14 protein-coding genes are annotated in these 16,424 nt (G+C 67.7%); 10 read left to right on the top strand and 4 right to left on the bottom strand.

The window, feature by feature from the left end; genetic code table 11:
- Positions 1-39: 39 nt before the first annotated feature.
- The 4 genes from QLQ83_RS07900 to QLQ83_RS07915 form a co-directional block, all read right to left on the bottom strand.
- Positions 40-777 (bottom strand): SDR family oxidoreductase, encoded by a 738-nt coding sequence (locus tag QLQ83_RS07900; protein WP_282734977.1) that lies wholly within the window; start codon positions 775-777, stop codon positions 40-42.
- Positions 778-847: 70 nt separating this feature from the next.
- Entirely contained in the window at positions 848-1,963 is a 1,116-nt protein-coding gene (locus tag QLQ83_RS07905; RefSeq protein WP_282734978.1) for an alkene reductase, read from the bottom strand.
- 103 nt (positions 1,964-2,066) lie between these two features.
- Complete coding sequence (locus QLQ83_RS07910; protein ID WP_282734979.1) at positions 2,067-2,669, bottom strand: TetR/AcrR family transcriptional regulator; 603 nt, start codon at positions 2,667-2,669, stop codon at positions 2,067-2,069.
- Between the two features lie 52 nt (positions 2,670-2,721).
- Entirely contained in the window at positions 2,722-3,282 is a 561-nt protein-coding gene (locus QLQ83_RS07915; RefSeq protein ID WP_282734980.1) for a DJ-1/PfpI family protein, read from the bottom strand.
- 169 nt (positions 3,283-3,451) lie between these two features.
- Here QLQ83_RS07915 and QLQ83_RS07920 point away from each other — a divergent pair, with 169 nt between their 5' ends.
- The 10 genes from QLQ83_RS07920 to QLQ83_RS07965 all read left to right on the top strand — a co-directional run bounded on the left by QLQ83_RS07920 (position 3,452) and on the right by QLQ83_RS07965 (position 16,395).
- Positions 3,452-4,129: a hypothetical protein gene (locus tag QLQ83_RS07920; protein WP_282734981.1), complete on the top strand. Its 678-nt coding sequence runs from the start codon at positions 3,452-3,454 to the stop codon at positions 4,127-4,129.
- A gap of 57 nt (positions 4,130-4,186) precedes the next feature.
- A complete protein-coding gene (locus QLQ83_RS07925; RefSeq protein ID WP_282734982.1) occupies positions 4,187-5,113 on the top strand; it encodes a LysO family transporter in 927 nt (308 codons plus the stop codon).
- A gap of 145 nt (positions 5,114-5,258) precedes the next feature.
- Complete coding sequence (locus QLQ83_RS07930) at positions 5,259-6,698, top strand: ATP-binding protein (RefSeq protein WP_282734983.1); 1,440 nt, start codon at positions 5,259-5,261, stop codon at positions 6,696-6,698.
- Positions 6,695-7,402, top strand: a complete 708-nt coding sequence (locus QLQ83_RS07935; protein WP_282734984.1) for a response regulator — start codon at positions 6,695-6,697, stop codon at positions 7,400-7,402. Before QLQ83_RS07930 ends, QLQ83_RS07935 begins: the two co-directional genes overlap by 4 nt.
- A gap of 113 nt (positions 7,403-7,515) precedes the next feature.
- Positions 7,516-8,178, top strand: coding sequence for a type 2 periplasmic-binding domain-containing protein (locus QLQ83_RS07940; RefSeq protein ID WP_282734985.1), 663 nt, complete (start codon positions 7,516-7,518; stop codon positions 8,176-8,178).
- Between the two features lie 168 nt (positions 8,179-8,346).
- On the top strand, positions 8,347-10,395 hold the full coding sequence (gene betT / locus QLQ83_RS07945; RefSeq protein WP_282734986.1) for a choline BCCT transporter BetT: 2,049 nt from the start codon (positions 8,347-8,349) through the stop codon (positions 10,393-10,395).
- A gap of 262 nt (positions 10,396-10,657) precedes the next feature.
- Complete coding sequence (malE, locus tag QLQ83_RS07950) at positions 10,658-11,854, top strand: maltose/maltodextrin ABC transporter substrate-binding protein MalE (protein ID WP_282734987.1); 1,197 nt, start codon at positions 10,658-10,660, stop codon at positions 11,852-11,854.
- A 66-nt stretch (positions 11,855-11,920) separates the two neighbouring features.
- On the top strand, positions 11,921-13,510 hold the full coding sequence (gene malF, locus QLQ83_RS07955; protein WP_282734988.1) for a maltose ABC transporter permease MalF: 1,590 nt from the start codon (positions 11,921-11,923) through the stop codon (positions 13,508-13,510).
- 14 nt (positions 13,511-13,524) lie between these two features.
- The gene (gene malG, locus QLQ83_RS07960; protein ID WP_282734989.1) at positions 13,525-14,415 is read left to right on the top strand and encodes a maltose ABC transporter permease MalG; all 891 of its coding nucleotides are present in this window, start codon (positions 13,525-13,527) and stop codon (positions 14,413-14,415) included.
- Between the two features lie 726 nt (positions 14,416-15,141).
- The gene (locus QLQ83_RS07965; protein ID WP_282733537.1) at positions 15,142-16,395 is read left to right on the top strand and encodes an IS256 family transposase; all 1,254 of its coding nucleotides are present in this window, start codon (positions 15,142-15,144) and stop codon (positions 16,393-16,395) included.
- Positions 16,396-16,424: the final 29 nt, after the last annotated feature.

The raw sequence follows: 16,424 nt of genomic DNA on the forward strand, positions 1-16,424 counted from the left end.
CCCGGCCCGCCGGCTGGCCTTGCCGCGAAGGGCGGCGCCTTAGAGCGGCTGCTTGGTCGGGCGGATGATCAGCTCATTGATGTCGACGTCCGCCGGCTGCTCGATGGCGTAGGCGATCGCCCGGGCGATGGCATCGGCATCGATGGCCATCTCGTAGAGCTCGTTCACGCCCTTGGCGGTATCGGGGTCGCTGATGGTGGTGGTCAGCTCGGTGGCCACCGCCCCCGGGGAGATGTTGGTGGAGCGGATCTCCTCGCCGCCCTCCTGGCGAATGCCCTCGGAGAGCGCCTTGACCGCGTACTTGGTGGCGCAGTAGACGGCCGCGGAGGGGAAGACCACGTGGCCGGCCACGGAGGAGAGGTTGATGATATGGCCGGCATGCTGCTCGCGCATGGTCGGCAGCACCGCGGCGATGCCGTACAGCACGCCCTTGATGTTGACGTCGACCATCTGCTCCCACTCGTCGACCTTGAGCTGGTCCAGCGGCGACAGCGGCATCACGCCGGCATTGTTGACCAGCACGTCGATGCGGCCGTAGGCCTCCCTGGCGGCGGTGGCCAAGGCCTCGACCTGGTCGCGGTCGGTCACGTCGGTGACGCGATAGATGGCCTCGCCTCCCTGCTCGACGATGGCATCGCGCAGCGCCACGAGACGCTCCTCGCGGCGGGCGCCAAGCACCAGCTTGGCGCCGGCCTTGGCCAGGCGGTGGGCGGTGGCTTCGCCGAGGCCGCTGCTGGCCCCGGTAATGATGACGACCTTGCCGTTGATCTCGGACATGGGTTCTTCTCCTTGGGAATGCTTCGTGGTGTCGGTCCCCGACCGGCTCGGCCGGGAATTCTCGAAGGTGTCAGGCCGGCTGTTCGGCCAGGCTCGGGTAGTCGGTATAGCCGCGCTCGTCACCGCCGTAGAAGGTGCTGTCGTCCCAGTCATTGAGCGGCGCATCGAGACGGAAACGTTCCGGGAGGTCCGGGTTGGCGATGAAGGGCCGCCCGAAGGAGACCAGGTCCACCTTGCCGGCGGCGATGCGCTGGCGGGCCTCGTCGGCGCTGTAGGCGCCGTTGCCGATGTAGGCGCGCGAGAAGCCCTCGTGGATGGCCTCGATCACCGGCTCGGGACGCCCCTTCTCGTGGTTGCCCTGGAAGGAGTCCTCCACCACCTCGATGAAGGCGACCCCGATGTCATCCAGGGCCCGGGCGAAGGCGCCGAAGGTGGCGACCGGATCGTCGTCGACCATGGCATTGAAGCTGCCGGTGGGGCTGACGCGCACGCCGACGCGATCGGGGCCCAAGACATCCACCACGGCCTGGACCACCTCCAGCGGCAGGCGCAGGCGGTTCTCCAGTGAGCCACCGTAGGCATCCGTGCGCCGGTTGCTGCCGCTCTTGAGGAACTGATCGAGCAGGTAGCCATTGGCGGCATGGACCTCCACGCCGTCGAAGCCGGCGCGCCTGGCGTTCTCGGCCCCCCGGCGATACTGCTCGACGATCCCGGGCAATTCATCGGTCTCGAGTGCGCGCGGCGTGGGGACTTCGACCATCCCGGAATCGGCACTGATGAAGGTCATGGCGCCCTCGGGCTTGATCGCCGAAGGCGCCACGGGTGAGGCACCGTCCGGCTGCAGCACGGGGTGGGAGATCCGCCCCACGTGCCAGAGTTGCAGGATGATGCGCCCGCCGGCCTGGTGCACGGCATCGGTCACCCGCTTCCAGCCCTCGACCTGCGCCTCTGAGTGGATCCCCGGGGTAAAGGCGTAGCCCTTGCCCTGGGGGGAGACCTGGGTGGCCTCGGCGATGATCATCCCCGCCCCGGCCCGCTGACGGTAGTATTCGACGTTCATGTCGTTGGGCACGTCGCCGGGTTGCGAGGCCCGCGAGCGGGTCAGCGGCGACATGATCACCCGGTTGGGCAGTTCCAGGTCCCCAAGAGTGAAGGACTCGAAGAGGCAGTCGTGTTGTGGGGTCATGCGTGACCTCCTGGGTCGATGTCTGTCTGGATCGCCCCTCTAGACCAGTCTACTAGAAACGAGACGCGAGCGATGTAGGGGGGGGGGGCGCTCAGGTCAGGGATCAGCTCGCCACCGGCAGCTCGCGGGCCAGCACCTGGCGAAAGAGGATCGCCTCGAAGCACTCCATGGGGGCCAGGGACTTGACCGTCTTGGCACGCAGGATGGCGCCCTCCCAGCCGGCCATGATGAAGCCCGCCAACGCCTCACTGTCGAGGTCTTCCGGCACCTCTCCGGCACTGCGAGCTTCCTCGAGGCAGGCCACCAGCCGGCGCTCCCAGGCGCGAAACACCTGGTCGAGGCGGGCCCGGAAGACCTCGCTGCGCGCCGAGAGCTCCTGGCCCAGGTTGCCGATCAGGCAGCCGCGGGCATGATGGCAGGAGAGCATGTCCGCCTTGCCGGCAGCGAAGTAGCGGCGCAGGCGCTCCAGCGGGGAGGCGTCGCTGGCATCGAAGATCGCCGCCAGCCGGGCGTCGTACTGCTCCGCGAAGGCGTCGATCACGGCCAGGCCGAAATCCTCCTTGCTCGAGAAGTAGTGGTAGAAGGACCCCTTGGGGACCCCGGCCCGGTTGAGCACCGCATTGATGCCGGTGGCGTTGAATCCCTGCTCGGCGATCAGGTCGGCGCCGATCTCGATCAGCTTGTCGCGGGTGGCGTGCGTCTTCATGCTGGCAAGATTAGACCAGTCGTCTAGTCACGTCAAACCGCACATGGCGTGCTCAGTCGAGCATGGCAGCGAAGCGCTTGAGCCAGGCCGGGTGGGCCGGCCAGGCGGGGGCGGTGACCAGCTTGCCGCTGGCCACGGCCTGGTCGACCTCGATCTCGGCATAATCGCCGCCGGCCAGGCGCACTTCCGGAGCACAGGCCGGGTAGGCCGAGACCCGATGTCCCTCGAGGGAGACCGCCGCCGCCAGCAGCTGGGCGCCATGGCAGATGGCGGCCACCGGCTTGTCATGGTCGAAGAAGTGGCGGACCATCTCCAGCACCCGCTCGTCGAGGCGCAGGTACTCCGGCGCACGCCCGCCGGGGACGACCAGCCCATCGTAGTCGGCGACCTCCACCTCGGCGAAGGTGGCATTCAGGGTGAAGTCGTGGCCGGGCTTCTCGGAGTAGGTCTGGTCGCCCTCGAAGTCGTGGATGGCAGTGCGCACCTTGTCGCCCTCGCGCTTTTCGGGACACACCGCATCGACCGAGTGGCCCATGGCCTGCAGCGCCTGGAAGGGCACCATGATCTCGTAGTCCTCGACATAGTCACCGGCGATCAGCAAGAGTCTGGCCATGGGAGTCTCCTCGGTGGTGTGGGGGGCGACGGTAGCGTCGCCCTGCAAGGGCAGCCTAGCAGCCCCTCGGAGGACCCGCCGGGGAAAAGCGCAAGGAGCGTGCAGGCGGGAACCCCCGGGCGCGCTGGGACTCTCACCCCTGCCCCATCGACGGCCATGGAGTCCTCGCATGCCCGCACCGCTGCGCCGTTGCGCCGCCCTCATACTGCTGCTGGCCGCCGGCAGCGCCCTCGCCGCCGAGCCGCGTCCCTTCGATGCCCGCTACCGCCTCGAGGTCGCCGGCTGGCCGAGCACCACCGTCGCGCACCGCCTGAGCCATGACGGAACGCACTGGCAAAGCGACATGCGCGCCGCCCTCTCGGTGGCCCGGGGCCACGAGCGAAGCCGGTTCATCGCCGGCGAGGCCATCCGCTCGCTGCACTATGACAGCGGCTACAGCCTGCTGGGCATCGGCAAGGACTATGAACTGGACCGGGAGGCCCTGGCCGGGCTGCCCGACCGACAGACCGCCCTGTTCGACCTCTCGCGGCGTGCCGTGGCCGACGACTGCGACACGCCCTGCCGGCTGCGCTATCTCGACCACCGCGGCCGCGAGGAGCGAGTCGACTATCGACACCTGGACCGCCGAATGCTCGAGCTGCCCGCCGGGCGCTTCGAGGCGGTCAGGGTGGAGGTCACCGAGCCGGACGCCCCCGGACGCCGCATGGTCTTCAGCTTCCACCCCGACGTGCCGGGCCTGCTGCTGGCCATGGAGTACCACCGCGACGGCGAGCGGCGCAGCCGGCTGGCCCTCACCGACCTGACCCTCGCCCACGCCGAGCTCGCTTCCTCCCCGAAGGGAAATTGACTAGAGTGGGCGGCTTTCGGTCGCCGCCGGCGGCCCTTGGACGGGAAGGGAGTCTCGATGCTGAGCGGTCTGGTGATCGTGCTGTTACCGCTGGTGCTGGGGTATCTGGTGCCGGTGCGGGATGCCCGGCTGATGGCCCTGATCAACCGCGGCGTGAACGCCTCGATCTACGTGATCCTGCTGCTGATGGGGGTGAGCCTGGCCGGGCTCGACGACCTGGCCGGCCAGCTCTCGCGCCTGGGCAGCCAGGCCCTGGTGTTGTTCGCGGTGATCTCGAGCTGCAACCTGGCGGCCCTCTGGTGGCTGTCCCGCCGACTGGGCCTCACCGCCGACCCCTCGACAGTGGTGGCGGGGGCGCCCACCAGCAAATGGGCCGCCATGGCCGGCTCGCTGGCGCTGGTCGCGGTGGTGGTAGCCGGCGTGGTGTCTGGTCTGCTGCTGGAGTGGCTCACCGGCAGCGGCCTGTTCGCCACGGCCGAGACCGTCGCCGAAGGGGTGCTCTATGCCCTGCTGGCGCTGATCGGCTGCCAGCTGCGCAACTCCGGCATGCCGCTGCGCCAGATCGTGCTCAACCGCTTCGGCCTGGCCATCGCCCTGACCCTGGCCGCCAGCTCGCTGGTCGGCGGCCTGCTCGCGGCGCCGCTGCTGGAACTGAGATGGAACGAGGGGCTGGCGCTGGCCGCCGGCTTCGGCTGGTACTCGCTCTCGGGCATCCTGGTCGGCGACCAGCTGGGTCCCCTGATGGGCGGGGTGGCCTTCTTCAACGACCTGGCCCGGGAGCTGCTCGCCTTCGTGCTGATCCCGCTGGTGATTCGACGCCATGCCGCCCTGGCGATCGGCTATGGCGGCGCCACCTCCATGGACTTCACCCTGCCGGTGATCCAGCAGCACGGCGGGGTCGCCTGCGTGCCGGTGGCCGTGGTCAGCGGCTTTCTCCTCTCGCTGCTGTCGCCGCCGCTGATCCTCTTCCTGCTCTCGCTGTGACCGCCGCCGCCCTTGCCGGCAGGGACGGCATGGGCGAGGCTGACCTCAACCTGCACATTGCCTGCACAGAACCTGACCGATGGCTGCACGCCGAGCGGCGAGAATGCACCACGCCCTCGCCGACCCTCGCTCCCGGAGCCCGTCCATGCGCTCGCCACGCCTTTCCCGCCCGGCCGTCTCGCGGCTCGGCATCAAGCTGTTCGCGATCATTCTGGTGGTCAACGTGGCCATCTCCGGGCTGGTGTTCCTGGCGGTCTCGCGCAGCCTCGATCAGGGCTTCATCGAGTACCTGGACCAGACCCAGACCCGCCGCGCCGAGACCCTGGCCGAGGGGCTCGCCGAGGAGTGGGCCGGCCGAGGTGACTGGCAGTGGCTGCGCCAGTCGCCCGGCGCCTGGCACCGCCTGGTGCGCCGCCAGCTGTGGCCCGGCGACACCCCGCCGCCGGAGGGCATCGAGCGGCGCCTGGGTGACCCGAAGGACTTCGTGCTCCACGACGCCTCCGGCCTGCCGGTGATCGGCCTGCCCCCGGACAGCGACCAGGAGGCGGCCGAGCTGCGCTGGCTGCCCATCGAGAGCGCTGGGGAACGGGTCGGGATGCTCGGCTACCGGCCGCCCCAGCAGCTGATGGCCCGCATGGACCGCATCTTCCTCTCCCGCCAGCAGCGCAGCCTGGGCATCATCGTCGCCTCCCTGGGCCTGGCCTCGCTGCTGCTGGCCGGCGGCCTCTCCTGGTGGCTGGGGCGGCGCACCCGCGGCATGGCCCGGGCCACGCGTCGCCTCACCGAGGGCGACTATAGCACCCGCCTGGCAGAGCGCGGCCGCGACGAGCTGTCGAGCCTCGCCCACGACTTCAACGTGCTGGCCGCGACCCTGGAGGCCAGTCGCGAGGCGCGCAACCGCTGGGTCTCCGATATCGCCCACGAGCTGCGCACGCCGCTGGCGGTGCTGCGTGGCGAGATCGAGGCCATGCAGGACGGCATCCGTTCCCTGGACCAGGACAACCTGCACTCGCTGGCCCAGGAGGTCGGCCAGCTGGAGCGCCTGGTGGCCGACCTGCGCCTGCTCTCCCAGAGCGATGCCGGCGCCCTGGAGGTCCAGCTGGCTCCCCTGGACCTGGCGGAGAGCCTCGCCTCGCGCCTCGACGAGGCCAGCGGGTGGCTCGGCGACAGCGGCATCCAGCTGGAGCACGAGATCGAGGGGCCGGCGTGGATCCGCGGCGACACCCAGCGACTGCGCCAGCTGTGGAACAACCTGATCGACAACACCTGCGCCTATACCACGGCCCCGGGGCGACTGCGCGTGCGCCTGGCAGGCCACCCGGGGCAGGTGCGGGTGACCTGGGAGGACAGCGCCCCCGGCGTGCCCGAGGCCGAGCTGCCGCGGCTCACCGAGCGGCTCTACCGGGTCGAGGGATCGCGCAGCCGCGCCAGTGGCGGCAGCGGCCTGGGGCTGTCGATCGCCAGCGCACTGGCCCGCGCCCATGGCGCGCGCATGGAGGCCTCCCCCTCATCGCTGGGCGGGTTATGCTGGACCCTGACCTTTCCCGCCATCGAGGACCACCAGCCCAGGGAGGACGCCGCATGAGCACCCCGGACACGGATCAGGACCAGATCCTGATCGTCGAGGACGAACCCAAGATCGCCCGCCTGGTCGCCGACTACCTGCAGGGCAGCGGCTTCACCAGCCACCACCTGGCCCACGGCGATGCCGTGCTGCCCTGGCTGGAGGCCCGCAGCACGCGCCCCGAGCTGGTGCTGCTCGACCTGATGCTGCCGGGCACCGACGGCCTGACCCTGTGCCGGGAGATCCGCCAGCGCTGGCCGGCGGTGGCGATCATCATGCTCACCGCCCGGGTCGAGGAGGTCGACCGCCTGCTGGGCCTGGAACTGGGCGCCGACGACTACATCTGCAAGCCCTTCAGCCCCCGCGAGGTGGTGGCCCGGACCAGGGCCGTGCTGCGCCGCAGCCGGGCCGCCACCTCGCCCGCCACCGGGGGCAGCGACCTGGTCCTCGACGAGGAGGGCTGGCGGGCCCTGGCCGATGGCCACGACCTGGGTCTCACCGCGGTGGAGTTCCAGCTGCTGAAGGTGATGATGCATTCGCCCGGGCGCATCTTTACCCGCGAGCAGCTGATGGACCACATGTACCGCGACCACCGCATCGTCTCCGAGCGCACCGTCGACAGCCATATCAAGAAGCTGCGCCGGAAGATCGCCGAGACCTGGCCCGAGCGCGAGGTGATCCGCTCGGTCTACGGCGTCGGCTACAAGTATCAGCCGGAGGAGTGAGTCCCCGGCAAATGCACGACCTTTGCACCCTCGCTGCATGCCGCTTGCACCCCCGGCGACGAGACTGGCAGCGTCAACCCGAGGCCCGTCGAGGCCCCCCAAGGAGAACCGCCATGACACGCTCACTCACTCACACCCTGCTGGCTCCCGCCCTGCTCGCCATCGCCATCGCCCCCCTGGCGCTTTCCGCCAGCGCCGCCCCCGGTGGCGAGGGCAGGCAACAGGGCTGGAGCGAGGAACATCGCCAGCAGCACGAGCAACGCCGCCAGGCCCTCTTCGAGCGGGCCGGCATCGACGACGAGACCCGCCAGGCCCTGGAAGAGGCTCGCAGCGAGCACCGTGAGGCGGTCCGCGAACTGCGCGAGGAGCACCGCCAGCGCATGGACGAGATCCTCGGCGAAGAGCAGCGCGAGGCGCTGGAGGCCGCCCGCCAGGAAATGCGCGAGGAGCAGCGCGCCGAGCGCCGTGAGGCCATGCAGCAGCGCCTGACCGAACTGGTCGACAGCTGGGAACTCTCCGACGAGGAGCGCGAGGCGTTGCGCGAGGCCCGCGAGGCGATCTACGCCGACATGCAGGCGCTGCGCGAGCGCGACTTCGACTCCCGCCAGGAGCGTCGCGAGGCCATGCGTGAACTGCGCGAGGAGCACCAGGAGACGCTCGCCGAGATCCTCAGCGACGAGCAGATCGCGGAGATGCGGTCGGTCCTCTCCCGCCATGGCCGCCAGGGCAAGGGCGGCGATGGGGGCAAGGACAAGGGCGACGGCGCCGCCGACTGACGCCTCGCTCCCCTTATCCTCCCCGTTTCGCCCGGCCTCGTGCCGGGCGTTTTCGTTCGAGTCTCTAAGTTCGTGCCGTGAGGTTCATGCCTTGAAGTTCCGTGGCGGGGGCTGTATTTTATTTGAACGTTCATTCAATAAAATATTCCCCCGACACAGGAGCCCCGCATGTCGCATGCCCCCTCCCTCCCCGAACGACGAGACCGGCTCAACCGCGTCGTCTTCCACGGCAGCGTGGCCGGCATCCTGATCTTCCTGGTGCTGACCATGCTGTTCACCGAGCAGGCCGGCGCCTTCTTCGATGCCGGACTGGCGTGGGTCAACGAGACCTTCGGCTGGTACTACATGCTCGCCGCGGTGGTCTATCTGGTCTTCGTCGTCGTCATCGGCGCCTCCCGGGTGGGCAACATCCGCCTGGGCCCCGACCACGCCAGACCCGAGTTCTCGCTGGTCTCCTGGGCCTCGATGCTGTTCGCGGCCGGCATCGGCATCGACCTGCTGTTCTTCTGCGTGGCCGAGCCGCTCGCCCACTACCTGGCACCGCCGGATCTCGACCCTGAGAGCGCGGCGGCCATGCGTGCCGCCGTGCCCCAGACCTTCCTGCACTGGGGACTGACCGGCTGGGGCATGTACGTGTTGATGGGCATGGCCCTGGCCTACTTCAGCTACCGCCATCGCCTGCCGCTGGCGATCCGCAGCGCCCTCTACCCGCTGCTCGGCCAGCGCATCCACGGCCCCATCGGCCACGCCGTGGACATCACCGCAGTCATCTCCACGGTGTTCGGCATCGCCACCAGCCTCGGGATCGGGGTGATGCAGCTCAACTACGGGCTGACCTACATGTTCGACGTCCCGGAGAGCCTCTCCGTGCAGGTGGTGCTGATCGCCCTGGTGGTGGTGCTGGCGACCATCTCGGTGGTCAGCGGCGTGGAGAAGGGCATCCGCCGCCTCTCCGAATTCAACATGCTGCTGGCCGCTGCCCTGCTGCTGTTCGTGCTCTTCCAGGGCGACACCCTGCGCCTGCTCGATGCCCTGGTCCTCAATGCCGGGGACTACCTGGGCGGCTTCGTCGGCGCGAGCTTCGACACCTATGCCTTCGCCGGCGAGGAGGCCCAGCAGTGGAAGGGCTGGTGGACCATCTTCTTCTGGGGCTGGTGGATTGCCTGGACACCCTTCGTTGGCCTGTTCCTCGCCCGCATCTCCCGCGGGCGCACCATCCGCGAGTTCGTCACCGGGGCGCTGCTGATCCCGCTCGGGTTCATGATGGCCTGGATGTCGATCTTCGGTAACAGTGGCATCGACCTGGTGGACAACCAGGGGCTGGTCGAACTCGGCGAACAGGCGCTGAACACCCCCCAGACCACCATCTACACCCTGCTCGAGCAGTACCCCTACATCGGCCTCACCGCCTCGGTGGTGACCGTGCTCGGCATCGTCTTCTTCATCACCTCGGCGGACTCCGGCGCCCTGGTGCTGGCGAACTTCACCTCGATCCTGTCCGACGTGAACCACGATGCCCCGATCCGCCTGCGCATCTTCTGGTCGGTGGTCATCGGCCTGATCACCATCGCCCTGCTGATGGCCGGCGGACTGGGCGCCCTGCAGAGCGCCGTGGTGATCACCGCCCTGCCCTTCTCGCTGGTGATCTTCGCCATCATGGCCGGCATGACCCGCGCCCTGAGGCTCGAGAGCAGCAAGGCCGACGCTCGCCGCCAGGTCAGCGGCACCGCCCCGGGAGGCGACTGGCGCGAACGCCTCGACCGCGCCCTGGACACCTCGACCCGGGCCGGTGCGGCGGCGACCGTCGAGCACGCCATCCGCCCGGCCCTGGCCCAGTTCGCCAGCGAGCTCGAGGGCCGCGGACAGCGGGCCTCGGTGAGCGAGGAGCATCTCGAGGACGAGCCCCTGCCGCGCCTGACCCTGCAGGTGGACTTCGACCAGGCCCAGAGCTTCGTTTACCAGGTGTGTGCCAACCGCCTGCGCACGCCGAGCTTCCTGCCGGTGGACGACGACTACTACGTGCGCCTCGATGTCCACCTGGCCGAGGGCGGCACGGGGCAGGACCTCAACGGCTACACCCGCGGCCAGGTGATCGGCGACGTGCTCTCGGAGTACGAGCGCCACCTGCACTTCCTGGCGCTCTCGGATGCCGGCGGCGGCGGGCAGGCCATGCCCGGCGCCACGGGCGAACCGCCCGCCAGCGCCTCGCCGGCCTGACGACGACCGCCAGCAACCGACAACGGCGACGCCACTGGCGTCGCCGTTGTCGTTTCCGGCCGACGAAAACGCCTGCGCCTATCTCACGACCGCCTGCCGTCGCCCCTCCTCCCCCTACGCCCCAGCCATACGCCACCCCTGTGCCCCCCAGGGAGGAGGACGCCACCAGCCGGATTGACGAGGCTAGGCGTTATCGCTCCCCGTGCCGCTCGTCCGGGGCGGGGGCCACCCGAGACGTCACAACAATACGAGGTCGCGACCCATGACACGACGCCACGCCTTCCTTACCCCGCTGCTGGCCGCCACCCTGAGCGCCGGGGCCGCCTTGCCTGCCATGGCCTTCGAGGACGACACCCTGACCATCTGGATCGGCGACAACAAGGGCCCCCAGGGCATCCGCGAGGTGGCCGAGCGGTTCACGGCCGACACCGGCATCGCCATCGACATCGTCCACCCCGACGACATGACCAACCGCTTCCAGCAGGCCGCCGGCAGCGGCCAGGGGCCGGACATCGTGATCTTCGCCCACGACCGCATGGGGGAATGGGCCCAGAGCGGGCTGCTCAAGTCCATTGCGCCCTCAGACACCTACCGCGATCACTACTTCGACTTTTCCTGGGACGCCGTCGAGTGGAACGGCGAGACCTACGGCTATCCCATCTCGGTGGAGTCGCTGGGCCTGATCTACAACAAGGCCCTGGTAGAGACACCCCCCGAAAGCTTCGCCGAGCTCGCCAGGCTCGATGCCGAGCTGGTCAAGGAAGGCAAGAAGGCGATCCTCTTCAATTACGGTGAGCCCTACTTCAGCTGGCCCCTATTGGCCGCCAATGGTGGCTATTCGTTCCAGCATACCGACAGCGGCTATGACACCAGCGACATCGGCGTTAACAATGCCGGCGCGGTGGCGGGAGCCGAGCGTCTGCGCGAACTGATCGACAGTGGCGTACTGCCCGAGGGCACCGACTACAGCGTGACGGATACCCGTTTCAACCAGGGCGAGGTGGCGGCCATGATCAGCGGCCCCTGGGCATGGAGCAACCTTGAGAAGAGCGGTATCGACTTCGGCGTGGCCCTCTTGCCAAGGGTCGGTGACGAGCGGGCCAAGCCGATGTTCGGGGTCATGGCGGCGATGATCAACTCGGCTTCGCCCAACGACTTCCTGGCCACCGAGTTCCTCGAGAGCTATCTGCTCGAAGAGGAGGGCCTGCGCACCTTCAACAGCGACGGCTCGCTGGGCGCCATGGCCCACAAGGCCTATCAGCAGGAGCTGGAGTCCGACCCGCGGATCGCCGCCACCTTGGAGAACGCCGAGCTCGGCTCGCCGATGCCCAATATTCCCGAGATGGGTGCCTTCTGGTCGGCCATGGAACCGGCGCTGCAGAACATCGGCAGCGGCCGCCAGTCGCCGCAGGCGGCCCTCGACGCTGCCGCCGAGCGCATCCGCACCGCCATCGAGTAACGCTAGCCTTCCAGTCCCGGCCGGCCATGAACCACCGCCAGGCCGGGGCAGACCGCAGGTGACCCCATGTTTGTGACCAACGCCTCGCGCGGCTTGCCGCGCCATCGATCCCGCTACCCCGCCGAGCGCTATACCCGTTGGGCGCTGCGCGCCCTGACGGTACTGCTGGTGCTCGCCACCCTGTGGCTGGTGGTGGCCTTCCACCTGCGCGGCCAGTGGATGTTCTCGCTGCTGTTCCTGGTGCTGGGCGCCTCACTGGCTATCGTCTTCGGCAAGCGCCAGCTGATGAGCCACCGCTATATCTTCCCGGCGCTGGCCGGGATGGGTGTGTTCGTGATCTTCCCGCTGGTCTATACCATCGGCATCAGCTTCAGCAACTACAGTTCGAGCAACCTGCTCAGCGAAGAGCGGGTGCGTGCCCAGTTCCTCGACCAGACCTATCAGGCCGAGGGCCAGGCCTTCGATTTCGCGCTCTATCGCGACGGCGATCGAGTACGGTTGTACCTCGAGGGGGAGTCCGGTGAGCTGGATGCGGAACTGGAGGGACAGCGCCAGTTGCTGTCCGCGCCTCTCTCGCTCCAGGCCGATGAGCCAACGCGCCGGCTGACAGTCGAGCCGGTGGAGGCGCCGCCCTCGGGGGAGCCCCTGCCGATGCGCGCGCTGATCGCCAATCGCGCGCTCATGCAGGCGCTGACCCTGGAGACCCCCGACGGGACCGAGCTCAGCATGGCAGGGCTGCGCAGCTTCGCACCGATGCTGCCACGCTTTGAAGCGAATCCCGACGGCAGCCTGACCGACCTGCGCGACGACACCACCCTGACCCCCGACCAGGAGACCGGCTTCTTCGTCACCGAGGACGGTGAGCGGCTCACGCCGGGCTGGCCGGTGGCGGTGGGACTGGAAAACTACACCAAGATCTTCACCGACCCGGACATCCGCGGTCCCTTCCTGCAGATCTTCTTCTGGACCTTCGCCTTCGCCGGCATGACGGTGGCCTTCACCCTGGCGGTGGGCTTCGTGCTCGCCTCACTGCTGCAGTGGGACCAGCTCAGGGGCAAGGCGATCTATCGCACCCTGCTGATCCTGCCCTATGCGGTGCCGGCCTTCATCTCGATCCTGATCTTCAAGGGCATGTTCAACCAGAACCACGGTGAGATAAACCTGATCCTCCAGAACCTGTTCGGCATCAGCCCCGACTGGTTCACCGACCCGGCGCTGGCGCGCACCATGCTGCTGATCGTCAACACCTGGCTCGGCTACCCCTACATGCTGCTGCTGTGCATGGGCCTGATCCAGTCGATTCCCCGCGATCTCTACGAGGCCTCGGCGGTGGACGGCGGCGGGCCGCTGACCAACATGCTACACATCACCCTGCCGCTGATCCTCAAGCCGCTGACGCCGCTGCTGATTGCCGCCTTTGCCTTCAACTTCAACAACTTCGTGCTGATAGCCCTGCTCACCGGCGGCAAGCCGGACATCCTCGGCGCCAGCACGCCGGCGGGTACCACCGACCTGCTGGTCAGCTACACCTACCGCATCGCCTTCCAGGATGCCGGCCAGCAATTCGGTCTGGCGGCCGCCATCGCCACGCTGATCTTCCTGCTGGTGGTCGGGCTGTCGTGGCTCAATCTGCGCCTGTCCAAGGTCAAGGTCTAAGGAGGAGTCGTCTCATGGCCATGGTTCAACCCCGTTCGATCCGTGCCCGCAAGCTGGGCGCCCATCTCGCCCTGCTGGGCTTCGTCAGCCTGGTGGTGTTCCCGCTGCTGCTGGTGATCTCGATCTCCTTCCGCGAGGGTAACTTCGCCACCGGCAGCCTGATCCCCGAGCGCTTCTCGCTGGAGCACTGGGCGCTGGCCTTCGGCATCCCCTGGGAGCGTGCCGACGGCACCGTCGTCCAGCCGCCGTTCCCGGTGATGCTGTGGCTGTGGAACTCGATCAAGGTGGCGGTGGCGTCGTCGCTGATGATCCTCGCGCTCTCCACCACCAGCGCCTATGCCTTCGCGCGCATGCGCTTCTCGGGCAAGGCACCCATCCTCAAGGGGATGCTGATCTTCCAGATGTTCCCCGCGGTACTCTCACTGGTGGCGCTCTACGCGCTGTTCGATCGCCTCGGCCAGCTGGTGCCCTGGCTGGGCCTCAACACCCACGGCGCGCTGATCCTGGCCTCGCTGGGCGCGGTGGCGCTGCACATCTGGACCATCAAGGGCTACTTCGAGTCCATCGACGGCTCCCTGGAGGAGGCGGCGATGGTCGACGGCGCCAGCACCTGGCAGGCCTTCCGCCATATCCTGCTGCCGCTCTCGGTGCCCATCCTGATGGTGGTGTTCATCCTCGCCTTCATCATGTCGATCATGGAGTACCCCATGGCCTCGGTGCTGCTGCTCGATGAGGACAAGCTGACGCTGGCCGTGGGCGCCCAGCAGTACCTGGCCGAGCACAACCAGCGCTGGGGCGACTTCGCCGCCGCGGCGGTGCTCTCGGGGCTGCCCATTACCCTGGCCTTCCTGCTGTGCCAGCGCTGGATCGCCGGTGGGCTTACCGCCGGCGGCGTGAAGGGCTGAGCCCCCACCCGGACTTCCTCGTCCGACAAGGACGCTTGCTTCCCCGGCCATTCGGTCGGGGGTTTTTATGGTTCATCGCATTTTGGCGTGAAGGAGGCGAAGTCCCCCTGTGGGAGATTCCGTGTTAGGTCATTTCCAACATACAAGCGCATTTTATTGCCGGTTCGACACCTCGACGAATGGCGCCGACAGGCGCCCTGGGCTGACTGCCTATTGCCGGGAAGGCCACCGGCCTTCTTTCGCGATCTAAAGTCGGAGCGCCGAACCATCGCTCCCACTGGATGGTGGCCTACAAACCGCATCCTTTCCTGTCGAACAGCATCACGCCAATGTGCGAAGAACCTTTTTTATGTTCGGCGCCGGGCAGTAGGGTGGAAGTCTCTTTGGCAGGCTGCGGTGTGGGTCAGGTGCCTAGTTCACGTGCCTGGCGATGGTTCTCCAGCGTCAAGGAAGTAATTTTCCAATTTAAAAACTCATGGAACATGGCAACGACAACGCCCCGGACGCAAGGCGCACCGGGGCGAGATGGTCAGGGAAGACAGTCGTTCAGTGGGCGATGCCGGGGATCTCCACCCGACGGGGGCAGGCCTGGCCGTCGGGGCCGAACAGGTGGCAGTGGTCGCCGGCGAGCTATGGTGACTTCTGGTGTACGGAAGGAGGTAGGAAAGGTGGCGTATCCTGTTGATTGATCTCGCCAGATCACAATCAACAAGGAATGGATACGCCATGACCAATTCTACCCTCCGGGCTCTTTCACAACCAGAACCCCAAGTCACTGACCCGCTGCACGAGCTGCTGCGCCAAGGTGCCCGTGACCTGATCGCCAAGGCAGTCGAGGCTGAGTTAGCCACCTTCCTGTCGCAGTATGCTGATCAGCGGCTAGACGATGGCCGCCAGGCCGTGGTCCGCAACGGCTACCTGCCTGAGCGCACGGTCCAGACCGGGATCGGGGATGTCAGCGTGCAGGTGCCCAAGGTGCGTGACCGCAGCGGCGGTGGCGCCCGCTTCAACAGCAGCCTGCTGCCGCCCTACTTGAAGCGGGCTCGCAGCATCGAGGAACTGATCCCTTGGCTCTATCTGAAGGGGATCTCCACCGGCGACTACCAGGAGGCCTTGGCGGCGCTGCTGGGCGACCAAGCCAAGGGGCTGTCGGCCAACACGGTGTCACGGCTCAAGAAACAATGGGAAGAGGAGCATACCGAGTGGCGGCAGCGGGACCTGGCAGACCGGCGCTACGTCTACTGGTGGGCTGACGGAATCTACAGCAATGTGCGCCTGGATGACCGCCTGTGCCTGCTGGTGATCATCGGCGTAACCGAGCAGGGCCGCAAAGAGCTGGTGGCCGTCGAAGACGGCTTCCGCGAGTCGGCGGACAGTTGGAAGACCTTGCTGACAGGCCTGCGAGAGCGCGGCCTGATCCAGGCGCCCAAGCTGGCGGTGGGCGACGGTGCCATGGGGTTCTGGGCGGCCCTGAGCAAGATCTATCCGGAGACCGACCATCAGCGTTGCTGGGTTCACAAGACGGCTAACGTGCTGAACAAGCTGCCGAAGTCCGTGCAGCCCAAGGTCAAGGCCGACCTCCATGACATCTGGATGGCAGAGACCCGCGACGGGGCGCACAAGGCTTTCGATCGCACCCTGAAACGCTTCGAGGCCAAGTACCCCAAGGCGATGGGGTGCCTGGCCAAGGATCGGGAAGAGCTGCTGGCGTTCTACGACTACCCGGCAGAGCACTGGGTGCATATCCGCACCACCAACCCGATCGAGTCGACCTTCGCCACAGTCCGCCTGAGGACCAAGCGCAGCCGAAACTGCGGCTCCCGGGCGACAACCCTGGCGATGGTCTTCAAGCTGCTCCAGAGCGCCCAAAAGCGATGGCGGCGTATCAAGCACTTCCAGAAGTTGGAGCTGGTCGTCAGCAACGTCGAGTTTCGGGATGGGGAGCAGGTAACCGATCAGTCAGACAGGAATGCGGCCTGACCGCCATCCACCAGATTTGACGATAACTC

Source organism: Halomonas rhizosphaerae (genome assembly GCF_030010555.1).
Taxonomy (GTDB): Bacteria; Pseudomonadota; Gammaproteobacteria; order Pseudomonadales; family Halomonadaceae; genus Halomonas; species Halomonas rhizosphaerae.